This is a genomic window from Moraxella catarrhalis (assembly GCF_001656295.1).
In the GTDB taxonomy this organism is placed as follows: Bacteria; Pseudomonadota; Gammaproteobacteria; order Pseudomonadales; family Moraxellaceae; genus Moraxella; species Moraxella veridica.
The window spans coordinates 85,132-97,638 of sequence record NZ_LXHE01000007.1; the positions used below are offsets into that span (position 1 = coordinate 85,132).

Sequence of the window (12,507 nt, forward strand, 5' to 3'; positions counted from 1 at the left end):
ACCCTCCAAAACAAAAACTTTGCCAGAAGCAAAGTTTTTTAAGATCAAGATAAAATCCAAAGGCAGTGATAGTTGAAATCAAGGCTTTGATGATCAGCCTGGTAAATTGGGCGGCGTTGAAGGCTTTGGCAAAGAATTAATGCCATCATCGTCATCATGATCATCAGATGATTTATTCACCAGATTACCTGATTCGTCAAGTTCATCATTATGATAAGCCTCGATCGCTTCTCGGATGTCATCAGCTGCTTGGGCTTTTAACTCTTCTTTGGGTTTATTGCGCCCTAAGCGGCGGACAATCGAATCAGCAAAAATGCGATTGGCTTTTTCGTCTGCGGTTTCCTCAAAAATGATCTCACCCAAGCTATTAATCTTGGCGTATTTGACCGTTTGTTTACGCGGCCAAAAAAAGTCTAGGGGGCGCGTGATAAAATGATTTGTAACCATCTCATAAAGCTGCTTCCATTCTGTGAATTTCACCTCTTTTGAGCGTAATGCCACCATCAACGCAAGCGAAAAGCTGACCAAAAGGTTCATCATACCAATCAGCAACATGCCCACAAAAGACAATATTGCCACCTGCCAAGTCAAATGCTCAGGCGATAGATAATATAGCCCATGCACAAAGTTGGCAGAAGCAAAAGCAATATGACGGATATCCAAAGGTAACCCAAGCATATAGCCAACCGTTGCTGTACTACCCAAAAAACAGCCAAAAATAAAGTTACCCATGATCGCACCAAGGTTGGCTTCTACAAAACTACTCATCTTATCTAGCCACCGCTTTGGCATCACACGCATCAAGATCCAATGCTTGCGTATGCGTTCACCGATTTTATTATACGCCGCCAAATTATCATAATAGCCTGCAATCAATCCTGAGACAAATAAAAACACGCCAGCGATAGCCGCATGTGGTAATGCCAAAGAGCGGATTGGGTCTAGGTCATGCAATAAATGGGCAGCTTGAGCTCCATCAATCATCGGTGTATCATAAAAATACCCCCATGCCAGTGCAATCAATAAAGCCACTGGCATTGCCACTGAAATATTACCCAAAATGGCGATAAACTGTGTGCGTAAAATATCAACGACCAGTTCTGACAGCTTGGCCAGTTGCTGAGTTTTTTTGCCTGATGAGCCAGAAATGGTTGATGCGATCGCTGCCGCCGTCATTGCTGGCTGCTTGGTTGCAACTGTACCCCTAGCAATATGGATAAAAACAAAGCCCAAGCCATAAATCATGCTATTCACAAAAGCGCGTCCAATGGGCGCCAATGCCAAATGATAAGACAAAGTCTTTAGGGTCGCCATAAAACCGATAAATAAGCCGCCTATGGCTGCTTTTTTATACATTTTACGGTAGCCGGTTCTATCAGTACTGATATAGTGCTCGCCAACGCGTCCTGCGTTTTCGGTAACTTTACGCGATAATAGACGCGTATTTGATTCAATCAGTGAGCTAAAACTATAACGCGTCTTGGCAGTTTGCACCACCTCAACCGTCAGATCAACGATCGCTTGATCACGCTTATGCTCTGCATCACTCACCAATTCAACCAAAGTCCGCATACGCTGCAAACTTTGCTCAAGGCGTGCCAACATATTGGTCAGACGAATTGAAATACCTGTTTTATATACTCGCTTTCTGAGTGTATCGACAATATCTTCACATTGCTCCACCATTACCATCAACGGGGCAGGATCAATGTCCTGATCAGGCATCACATCCGTCATCAAATCCAGTTCATGAGCTTGGCGATATTGATTGACAAATAGCACCGCTTCTTGATTTTGTGCTACAAATGCCGCTGAATAATTGAGCAGTTCAGGATAAAAATTCATCAGCTCAGGATGCAGACCAATGCCACTGATGCGATAAGATAGGACAACGATGGCGTTTAAGATACTGTTTTTGGCTTGAGCTACCAAACTTAAGTCTTTTTCGGCTGGGCGAATCAACGGCACCAAAGCATCCCATCGTTCATCTGAGATGGATTCTACCCACTTCCAATCATTGTTCCTATCAAACAGATAATTAGCAAGCTCAACCACCGAATCCTCTTCGGGCAGTAATGGCAAAAAACGGTGGCTAATCAAGCGCGAAACACTACTTGAAAAACTTTGATCGGATGCAATGCCTGTATCTGTATATAAGGTAATTTGACGATATTTATTAATTAGTCTTAAGATAAAAGCTGCTAAGCCTGACCCGTATTCAGGGTTATCACATAATAAATCAATCAGCTCATCGAATTTGGCGTCTACAATTTCATTATCTTCATCTTCGTCAGTCACGCGCAAGGCGTCGATCAAGCGCTTTAAGGCTTCAGGCTCTGGCAGCTCTTGTAGCACGACGATGCGCTGTAATATTTGTTCAAGATTTGATGTGTCGTTTTCTAACACAATTAAACTCCACTGGCAAAAATAACGCTCACAAAGTAATGGGATGCTGACCGTTTTAGCGGCGGCTCATTTATTTTTAGTTTTTCAAGGGTTGATGATAGATATGGGTGAGAAATGAGTCTGCAAAATAAAAATAATTGTTAATGTATCACATTTAAATCCATTTACCAAATTTCATCTTTTAAATTTTTGATATAAATTGTATCAAAATCTTGTGATTTTCAAATAGTTGCTATTCTTCATAGCCATAATGTCATCGCCTAAATATCAATAAAAAGCTGATATGAATCAAATCACTGACATATGATTAAAAATACAGTTTAAAAAAGGACAGGTAATCATGCCCATCCTTTGATATTTTCATTGATAATTTACGCAAAGAACTCATTATCAAATGCCATAATCGCACTTGATCCTGCTTGCGCCATGTCAGCATGAGCGTATAGCTTAGGCAGAACACGGGCAGCGAAGTAGTCTGCAAGCTTTTGACGCTCAGCATAAAACTCACCATCCTTACCTGCACTTGCTTTGACAATCAGCACATACATATAAGCATAGCACAGATAGCCCGCTGCGTGTAGATAGTCCACGGCACTGGCGTTGATGGCATGTGGGTCATTGCCAGCTTTATCAAGCAGATCAGTGGTCAGCTCACGAACGCGCTCAGCGGCTTTAAGCGTAGCTACGCCAATTTGATGATCGCAATCGCTGGCAGCAGCTTGAATTTCTTCAAGGAATGCAAACATCGCCGCACCGCCATCTTTGACAACTTTACGACCCAATAAGTCAAGTGCCTGAATGCCGTTCGTACCTTCGTAAATTTGGCTGATACGCACATCACGAACGATTTGCTCCATGCCCCACTCTTTGATATAGCCATGACCGCCAAAAACTTGCTGACAATCCACTGTCGCCTCAAAGGCTTTGTCAGTCAAAAACGCCTTGGTAATCGGCGTTAATAGCGCCACTTTGGCATTGGCATTTTGGCGCGCTGTGTCGTCATCGCTGAATTTGGCAATGTCCAAGTTATTTGCCACATACATCGCAAAGGTACGTGTTGCCACACTGTTTGCTTTGGCATTCAAAAGCATACGGCGAACATCGCCAAAATTAATAATCGGATCAGCTGCTTTATCGGCAAATTTGACACCATCATCAGCGCGACCTTGCAGACGCTCTTGGGCGTAGGCTGCCGCATTTTGATAAGCCAAGACACTGGCGCCAAGACCCTGAAGACCCATGGTCACGCGCTCATAGTTCATCATCACAAACATTGCCGCCAAGCCTTTATTTTCAGGACCAACCAAGTAACCTGTGGCGTTGTCAAAATTCATCACACAAGTCGCAGATGCCTTGATACCCATTTTATGCTCAATTGAGCCTGCCTGTACACCGTTACGCTCACCCAATGAGCCATCACTGTTCACCAAGAACTTTGGCACCGCAAACAAAGAAATGCCCTTTGAGCCAGCTGGCGCGTCTGGTGTCTTAGCCAGCACAAGATGAATGATATTTTCGGTCAGATCATGCTCACCGCCCGTGATGAAAATTTTGGTACCAGTAATGGCGTAGCTACCATCTTCCTTAGGTACAGCGCGCGTTTTGATGATGCCCAAATCAGTACCTGAATGGCTTTCTGTTAAGCACATCGTGCCTGCCCATTGACCTGAGTACATCTTTTCAAGATATTGAGCTTTTTGCTCATCACTTGCGGTAGCTAAAAGGCTTAGCGTTGCTCCGACTGTCAAAATCGGATATAGGGTAAATGATTGGTTGGTCGCAAATAGCATTTCCTCGATCAGCATGGTCACCATTTTTGGCATACCTTGACCGCCGTACTCTGGATCACCGCCCAAGCCAATCCAGCCTGCATCCGCATAAGCACGGAAGGCTTCTTGGAAACCTGATGGCGTAGCGACTTTGCCCTCACCTAGGTATTTGGCACCTTCTTCATCACCCGACTGATTTAATGGTAACAACACTTCCGTAGCAAATTTCGCCATTTCATCAAGAATCATATCAACCGTTTGCTCATCGACATGAGATAACTGATCTGTATTTGACCAAAATTCAGGGGCTTTGAAAACTTCTTTTAGGGTAAAACGCATCTCATCAAGCGGAGCGGTATATTGAAGCGCCATAGACTTTCCTTATTGTTAAAAATTATATAAATAAAATCAATTCATTGAGACTACCAAAGAACATCCAAAAAATCTTTAAGCTCAGAGTTTCTTTGCACAGTCTAATTAAATCCAAATATCACGCTGTCATTTACTATAACTTAGACAGGATTAAAAGGCAAATTGTTCAGCATCCATCGCCATCAAGCTGTCAAAGCCAGTATTAATGCGAGCCACATGAACCAAATGACGCGGCATCAGTTTGGCAAAATAAAACTCGGCAGTTTTGACCTTGGCATCATAAAAGCCGTATTCGCCTTGCAATGATTTATCAGTGCTAAGATCAGCATCAAACTCAGCCAATTTGGCTTTTGCCAATATAGCGGTTCTCGCCCATAGATACCCCAATGTGACATAGCCGCTAAAATACAAATAATCAACCGCAGCAGCACCAACAGCTTCAGGGTTTAGCGTGCTTTGCATGGCGATACGAGAAGTCAGATCGCTCCACTGCTTATTAAGCTTAGCAAGTGTCGTAATCATCTGACCAACTTCATCATTATCTGCATTTTTTTGGCAAAATTTATGAATGATCTTGGTAAAGTTCGCTAACATGCGACCTTGTGAGCCAAGTACTTTTCTGCCAAGCAAGTCCAATGCTTGAATTTCGGTCGTGCCTTCGTACAAGCATGAAATGCGTGTATCACGCAGGTTTTGTTCCATGCCCCATTCACTGATATAGCCATGACCGCCATAGACTTGTACGCCCATATTCGCCGACTCAAGACCAGTTTCGGTCAAGAATGCTTTGGCGATTGGGGTTAATAGTGACAACATTTCATCAGCAAACTTAATCTCACTTGGACTTTCACCTTTGGCGACAGTATCTGCAAAGTAAGACAAATAGTACACCAAAGCACGGCCACCCTCACTAAAGGCTTTTTGGGTCAGCAGCATATTGCGTACCGCAGGATGATGAATGATGCTATCAGCTGGCTTATTCGGCTCTTTGACACCCGATAAGGCACGCATGGCGGTGCGCTCTTTGGCATAAGTTAGCGACCCTTGAAAAGCAAGCTCGGACGCTGCCAAACCTTGGATGGCAGTGCCTAGTCGTGCCACATTCATAAAGGTAAACATGGCATTTAGACCACGATTTTTTGGTCCGATCAGATACCCTTTGGCATGATCAAAGTTCATCACACAAGTTGCCGATGCTTTGATCCCCATCTTATGCTCAATCGACCCACAGCTGACCGTATTACGCTCACCCACCGAACCATCATCATTGACGATGAATTTTGGCACGATAAATAGCGAGATGCCTTTGGTGCCTGCTGGTGCATCAGGCAAGCGAGCCAGTACGATATGAATGATATTTTCGGTCAAATCATGCTCACCTGCCGAGATAAAGATTTTTTGACCAGTAATGGCATAGCTGCCGTCTTCATTGGGTACAGCACGCGTCTTGATGATACCAAGATCAGAGCCTGCATGCGATTCGGTCAAACACATGGTGCCTGACCATGCACCTGTATTCATCTTTTCAAGATAAGTGGCTTTTTGGGCTTCTGTGCCATGATGCTCGATGGTTTGAATGGCGCCATGCGACAGCCCTGGATACATCGCAAATGACCAGTTGGCAGTCCCCATCATCTCACTGACCGCACTTGATAATGATACTGGTAAGCCCAAGCCACCAAACTCAGGCTCGGCATTGATCGCAGGAAAACCAAGCTCGCAGTATTGTGCATACGCCTCCTTAAAGCCAGTCGGTGTCGTAACAACACCATGATCAAATTGACAGCCTTCGATATCGCCCGTACGATTCAAAGGGGCAATCACGGACTGTGCAAAATCAGCTGCCGCCTCAAGATAGCTATTGATTGTATCTGTATCAAGCTCTGCATAAGCAGACAATTTACTGTAGTGTGATTGACTGTCCAAAAGCTCATGCATCACAAACTGGATATCACGGATGGGGGCAACATACTGCATTATTCATTCCTTTATAATAAAACCGCTCAAATAGACTGTATTCAACTTAACCAATTCCAGCTGATAAGCTTAAAAAGCATGGCTTGGTAACAGCATCATGATATGAGCAATTAAAACCGATATACAAAATTCTCCTAATAAAATAGCCAATGCCATCTTGGAATGCAAACCCCCCTTTTGACTCACCAGTCATCAAAGCAAGCTTGCAAAATCCTTGGCATCAAATTTTGGTTTTTATTTTGGTATGGCAGTATACTTATTTATCCAAATAAAAAACCGTCCAATCGGTTTGTATTGAACGGTTTTTGTAATATCTATCAATTACTTAATACGCATGTCGCCTGTCTCAACAAAGCGTTGATGCCATGACAAGGCTTCTAGCAACAGATGTGGCGTGTGTACACCACCTGTTTTTTGGCTTGCCACAAATGCACGGTCATAATAATCACGAAGCATGTCACGATAATCAGGGTGCGAACAGTTGTCAATAATCACCTTAGCACGCTGTTTTGGCGACTTACCACGCAAATCCGCCATGCCTTGTTCGGTTACGATAAACATCACATCGTGTTCGGTGTGGTCATGATGGCTGACCATCGGTACAATCGCTGAGATTGCCCCACCTTTGGCGGTAGATGGGCTGACATAAATGCTAAAAAAGCCATTACGAGTAAAGTCGCCAGAGCCACCAATGCCATTCATCATGCGAGTACCCATGATGTGAGTTGAGTTGATATTACCATAAATATCCGCCTCAATCATAGAATTCATGCCAATCACCCCCAAACGGCGGATAATCTCTGGATTGTTGCTAATCTCCATGGGGCGAAGGACAATTTTGTCTTTTAAAAACTCAATATTTTCGTTAAAGCGTGCCAGTGCATCTGGACTAAATGACAAGGCAGTCGCAGAAGCAGTTTTCATTTTCTTAGCCAAAATCAAATCAAGCATGCCATCTTGAAGTACTTCGGTATAGCCTTCTAGGTCATCAAATGGCGCATCCAAAAGACCTGCCATGACTGCGTTGGCAACGTTACCAACACCAGACTGTAGCGGCAGTAGGCTCTTAGGCAGGCGACCCGCCTTAACCTCATGGTCAAGAAAATCAATCACCTGAGCTGCAATACGCTTAGACACATCATCAGGCTCGGCAAATTTAGAATTACGGTCGCCAGCACTCGTTAGCACAATGGCAAGCACTTTATCAGGGTCAATGGCAAGCCCTGCTGTACCAATACGGTCAAATGCCCCAACGATGGGAATGGGCTTACGGTGTGGCGGCAAACCCACCTCATCATAGATGTCATGCATGCCCTCTAAGCCTGCACTTAGAGCACCATTAATCTCAATGATGATTTTATCGGCATTTTTAATCGCCTCTACGCCATGACCGATGCCCATCGCAAAAATCAGCTCACCATTTTCAGTAATGGCAGCCGCCTCAACGATGGCAATGTCAAATTTGCCATAAAAGCCTTGACGCATGTGTTGTTCAACATGCGATAAGTGCATGTCTTGATAGGCAATCTCGCCTGCATTAATGCCATTACGAAGTATTGGGTCAGACTGAAATGGTGAACGAAAATGCAACGCTTTTGCCTCGGCAAGCACGCCATCACATTCAGGCGCAGTTGAAGCACCTGTCACCATACCAACGCTAAACTTTTCACCTTTGCCATGAGCATCCTTGGCTTTATTAGCGATGGCAGTTGGTAGGGCTTTTGGGTAGCCTGCCCCTGTAAAGCCTGTGATGGCAAGCATCATACCATTTTGGATGAATTGAGCGGCTTTGTCGGCACTCATCACTTTTTCACGCAAACCTGCGTGGCGAATACGGTCAATAGACATACTGTCTCCTTATAGATGTATACAATTGTTTATAGCAAAAGCTATCAAGATTTTAGCACTAACCACAAATAAAATAAATAGCTTGGGTAATATTTGTCATGATTATTCAAGATTTAAGCTCGTTTTGATGACAAATTTTAACCACCTTATTACCTTTGAAAATAAGTCAAAATATCAATCTAAAAGCCAAAAAATATCGCCCATCAGGACGATATTTTTATACTTCAGACTTGAGTTATAGACCTGCCTTTAGGCTGGCTTCGATGAATTTGTCTAAATCGCCATCAAGTACCGCACTGGTATTCGATGTCTCAACCCCTGTTCGCAAATCCTTAATGCGTGAATCATCAAGCACATAAGAGCGGATTTGACTGCCCCAACCGATGTCGGATTTGCTCTCTTCAAGTGCTTGCTGTTTTTCCATGCGTTTTTGCATTTCAAGTTCATAGAGTTTGGCTCTGAGCATTTTCATGGCAGTGTCTTTGTTGGCATGTTGAGAGCGTTCATTTTGACAAGCAACAACCACACCTGTTGGCTGATGGGTAATGCGTACCGCCGAATCGGTCGTATTGACATGCTGACCGCCTGCCCCACTTGAACGATAAGTATCAATACGCAAATCGGCAGGGTTGATGTCAATGTCAATATTATCATCAATCTCAGGCGAGACAAACACCGCTGCAAACGAAGTATGGCGACCGTTATTACTGTCAAAAGGCGACTTACGCACCAAGCGATGCACGCCAATCTCAGTGCGAAGCCAACCAAAAGCATAATCACCTTTGACCATAATGGTTGCTGATTTGATGCCTGCCACGCCCCCCTCGGAAACCTCCAACACCTCCGCCTTAAAACCGTGCGACTCACACCAACGCAAATACATCCGAAGTAGCATCTCTGACCAGTCCTGTGCTTCTGTACCGCCTGAGCCTGATTGTATGTCCAAATAGCAATTATTGGCATCCATCTCACCGCTAAACATACGCCTAAACTCCAACTCTTCTACGCTGTTTAGGGCATCGTCCAGCTCCGTTTGCACATCACCAAGCAGGCTCTCATCATCTTCTTCTACGGCAAGCTCTAACATGGTGGCAGCATCATCGAGTTTGGCGGATAAGCCATCTATCACGCCCACGATACCATCTAGCACTGATTTTTCCTTGCTGATTTTGGTGGCAAGGTCAGGATTGTTCCAAATGTCGGGGTTTTCTAGTTCTAAATTAACCTCTTCTAGGCGTTCTTTTTTGCTCTCAACGTCAAAGATACCCCCGAAGCTCTTGCCCACGAGCGTGCAAATCTTTGATTTGTTCTTGATACTGTGCAATTTCCATGATTTCTCCCGTGAAAACAATTCGGTAGGATTGCCGAAATTTTAAACAAAAAATTATACCAAATCTTATCTAATTTTACCATGCCAAAAGCCCATCTGGTGTTTTGATTTATGGCTTAATGGCGTGTTTGTGTTTTAATGTCAATATCAATCACATTGCCCAATCTACCACTTGCCACCCTTGTTCTTTGGCATACGCTCTTAGGGTATCATCAGGCGTGACGCAGATTGCTTCATCGGCATGGCTTAACAGTGGAATATCATTTTTTGAGTCAGAATAGGCGATGAGCTTATCAAATTTGATGCCTTGCGATTCAAAGCGATTAATAAGATTTTTTAGATGATAAATTTTACCATCTTTAAAGTTAGGCTTATCTGCCACTTTACCTGTATAAACATCATCCACCACCTCTAGGCGAGTTGCCAAAGTATGCTCATCATCCACCTCAAATAACTTAGCAATGGGTACAACCACAAAATCATTGGTCGCACTAATCACCACGACTGTATCGCCTTGGGTACGGTGATAGGCAATTTGTTCAATCGCCTTTGGACGCATATTTGGGCGTATCCATGTCTTTAGATACTCATCTCGATAAGCCTCTAGGTCGGTCATACTTTGAGTGCTTAAAAATGCCGCCACAAATTCATTATATGCCACAGCATCAAGCGTGCCTGCAATATAATCTTGATAAAATTTATCATTGGCATCGGCATAAGCTTTCGGGTCTACCAAGCCTTTTTTAACAATATATTGCCCCCAACTGTGGTCGCTGTCCACATTAATCAGTGTCATATCCAAATCAAATAACGCTAAATTTGCCATAATTTCTCATCACTAATAAAATCAATACCTAAGATACAGCTATTTTGAATGAAAATGCTTGTCTCGTCAAACACTTCTATTGGCAAAATCTAAAAAACAAGCCATAAAAAACAGGTCTTCAAACCTGTTTTTTATGACTGTATTAAACTACTGAGCAGCTTTCAGATTTGCTAATAACTCAGCAATCTCATTATTAGCCTCTTTTTCTTTTGATAAATCACCTTGAGGTGTCAAATCATCCATCACTTTCGGCAAAAGCTCTGCGATACCTTGGTAAACTTCCAATCGGCTAGCACCTGTTTTTTGGCAAATGTTTTCAATGTCTTGATGATCAAATAATCTTGCAATATCATCGGCATCAATGCCATCATTATTGGTATCGATATTCACCCAAGACTGGGCTTTATTTTGTAAGCCGTTGTTAGAAAATTTGCTAAGTACGCCTGACAGACCGCCATTTTTTTGGATAAATGTCAATACAATTGGCAACAAAGCAAGCAAAAGTGTACTTTTATTCATGCCAGCCGATTTGACATTACCACGACCCAAAACCGCACCAAGCACATTACCCAAATCGCCAGCACTGGTATTTTGTTGATTGTTGCCCAATAAACTGCCCAACACAGCATCAAGCGGTGAGCCTTGTGTTTGCTTGCCCATTTGTGTACCAATGACACTACCCAATAGACCGCCTAAGCCTGCACTGGTGGCATTGGATTGCCCACCTGTTAAACCACTTAATAAACCACCCAAGCCACCTTGCTGGGGATTTGGTGGTACTTGCTGAGCTTGAGGTGGCGACTGTACGGTATTTTTTAAGACTTCTGTAACAATGCTTTGTAATAAGCTCATATCATTTCCCCTATCCTAAATCATCTATTGTATGATAAATCGTTGATAAAAACATCATACAAGTTAACATTTTTCATCACTTTAATCACAAAACTTTCATAACAAATCTCAATGATGATGGCGTCATCTTAACAAAATCCAGTACATCACGGAACAGTGTTTTTGTAAACATTTGTGCTATTTTTGGTAAAGTCTTGCCAATGCAGATAATTTAGAAAAATTGTGTGGATCTGTTTGGTCATTAAAGATGACCACCGTCATGGGCTGCTTTTTTGGGCTGATGGCATAAAAATCCATCACCACCGCTGAACTTATCCCCAAATTCACCAAGCGGATATGGTGCAAATAGGCTTGATGGATCACATGTGTATCTTTTGGGTCATCTTGAGTGGTTGCCGCTTGCTTTGAACGGACAGGAAAAGACAACAGCCAAACGCCATCAATCTGACGGCTGCTCATCTGACGGATACCTAATCTTTGATGATAAGCATAAAAACCAATCAATACGCCTACACATACACCCAAACTCACCCATTGCCACCATGACAAGCCGACAGCCAAACAGATGAGTAGAACCAAAACTATGGTACTCATCCACAGATACCACCCTGTGCGTGTTGGCACAAAGGCAGCATCCAGCACCAAAGGATATTGAGAATAAACGCCCAAAATCTGACTGACTATTTAATCATGCTAAATAGTATCTGTATGACGAAGCGATTTCATCTTGTCAATCAAGGCGGCGACACCGGGCTCTGATGGCATGTCTTGACCCAAAAAAAACACCAATAAATCTGGGTCTTCATAGCTTAATAATGCTTCAAACGCCTGCTGCTCATCCGCGTCCGCACTCAAATAATGCGATTTGACATAAGGATCGATATAAAAATCCAATTCTTTAAGACCGCGGCGAGCTTGATAGATGATACGGCGCTGTGCGTCAGTCGGCTGAATGCTCATGATGGTTCCTTATTTTGGTTTTGAGTGTGCTCAGTATATCAAAGTTGTGTTATTTTTTACGATAAATTTTTAATCGGCGATTATTTATGATAATTTCTGATATACCCATTAATTTATCAAATGAAATATAGATTTTTAATTTATCAGTGTTTATAATAAGACCAAAT

General features: G+C 43.1%; 9 protein-coding genes. All 9 read right to left on the reverse strand.

All coding sequences use genetic code 11. From position 1 onward, the window contains the following. Positions 1 to 93: 93 nt before the first annotated feature. On the reverse strand, positions 94 to 2,406 hold the full coding sequence (locus tag AO382_RS04145; RefSeq protein ID WP_400260277.1) for a site-specific recombinase: 2,313 nt from the start codon (positions 2,404 to 2,406) through the stop codon (positions 94 to 96). Positions 2,407 to 2,777: 371 nt separating this feature from the next. Next, complete coding sequence (locus tag AO382_RS04150) at positions 2,778 to 4,547, reverse strand: acyl-CoA dehydrogenase C-terminal domain-containing protein (protein ID WP_064618436.1); 1,770 nt, start codon at positions 4,545 to 4,547, stop codon at positions 2,778 to 2,780. A gap of 150 nt (positions 4,548 to 4,697) precedes the next feature. Then, complete coding sequence (locus AO382_RS04155; RefSeq protein WP_201030215.1) at positions 4,698 to 6,527, reverse strand: acyl-CoA dehydrogenase C-terminal domain-containing protein; 1,830 nt, start codon at positions 6,525 to 6,527, stop codon at positions 4,698 to 4,700. 318 nt (positions 6,528 to 6,845) lie between these two features. Continuing rightward, complete coding sequence (locus AO382_RS04160; RefSeq protein ID WP_064618440.1) at positions 6,846 to 8,372, reverse strand: acetyl-CoA hydrolase/transferase family protein; 1,527 nt, start codon at positions 8,370 to 8,372, stop codon at positions 6,846 to 6,848. A 235-nt stretch (positions 8,373 to 8,607) separates the two neighbouring features. Continuing rightward, a protein-coding gene (gene prfB / locus AO382_RS04165) for a peptide chain release factor 2 (protein WP_115346494.1) occupies positions 8,608 to 9,703 on the reverse strand; the annotation gives its coding sequence in 2 pieces (ribosomal slippage) (positions 8,608 to 9,630 and positions 9,632 to 9,703; 1,095 coding nt in all). Between the two features lie 150 nt (positions 9,704 to 9,853). Continuing rightward, positions 9,854 to 10,528, reverse strand: a complete 675-nt coding sequence (locus AO382_RS04170; protein ID WP_064618443.1) for an HAD family hydrolase — start codon at positions 10,526 to 10,528, stop codon at positions 9,854 to 9,856. A gap of 147 nt (positions 10,529 to 10,675) precedes the next feature. Beyond that, positions 10,676 to 11,380: a YidB family protein gene (locus tag AO382_RS04175; protein ID WP_064618445.1), complete on the reverse strand. Its 705-nt coding sequence runs from the start codon at positions 11,378 to 11,380 to the stop codon at positions 10,676 to 10,678. A gap of 177 nt (positions 11,381 to 11,557) precedes the next feature. After that, positions 11,558 to 12,049 (reverse strand): hypothetical protein, encoded by a 492-nt coding sequence (locus AO382_RS04180; protein ID WP_227513621.1) that lies wholly within the window; start codon positions 12,047 to 12,049, stop codon positions 11,558 to 11,560. A 24-nt stretch (positions 12,050 to 12,073) separates the two neighbouring features. Then, positions 12,074 to 12,340, reverse strand: a complete 267-nt coding sequence (locus tag AO382_RS04185) for a succinate dehydrogenase assembly factor 2 (RefSeq protein ID WP_064618447.1) — start codon at positions 12,338 to 12,340, stop codon at positions 12,074 to 12,076. Positions 12,341 to 12,507 lie beyond the last annotated feature (167 nt).

What these genes read in the sequence shown, in the direction of transcription:
- AO382_RS04150 (WP_064618436.1), bottom strand. Translation starts at nt 4,547, where the DNA reads ATGGCGCTTCAATATACCGCTCCGCTTGATGAGATGCGTTTTACCCTA.
- AO382_RS04160 (WP_064618440.1), bottom strand. Translation starts at nt 8,372, where the DNA reads ATGTCTATTGACCGTATTCGCCACGCAGGTTTGCGTGAAAAAGTGATG.
- AO382_RS04170 (WP_064618443.1), bottom strand. Translation starts at nt 10,528, where the DNA reads ATGGCAAATTTAGCGTTATTTGATTTGGATATGACACTGATTAATGTG.
- AO382_RS04175 (WP_064618445.1), bottom strand. Translation starts at nt 11,380, where the DNA reads ATGAGCTTATTACAAAGCATTGTTACAGAAGTCTTAAAAAATACCGTA.
- AO382_RS04185 (WP_064618447.1), bottom strand. Translation starts at nt 12,340, where the DNA reads ATGAGCATTCAGCCGACTGACGCACAGCGCCGTATCATCTATCAAGCT.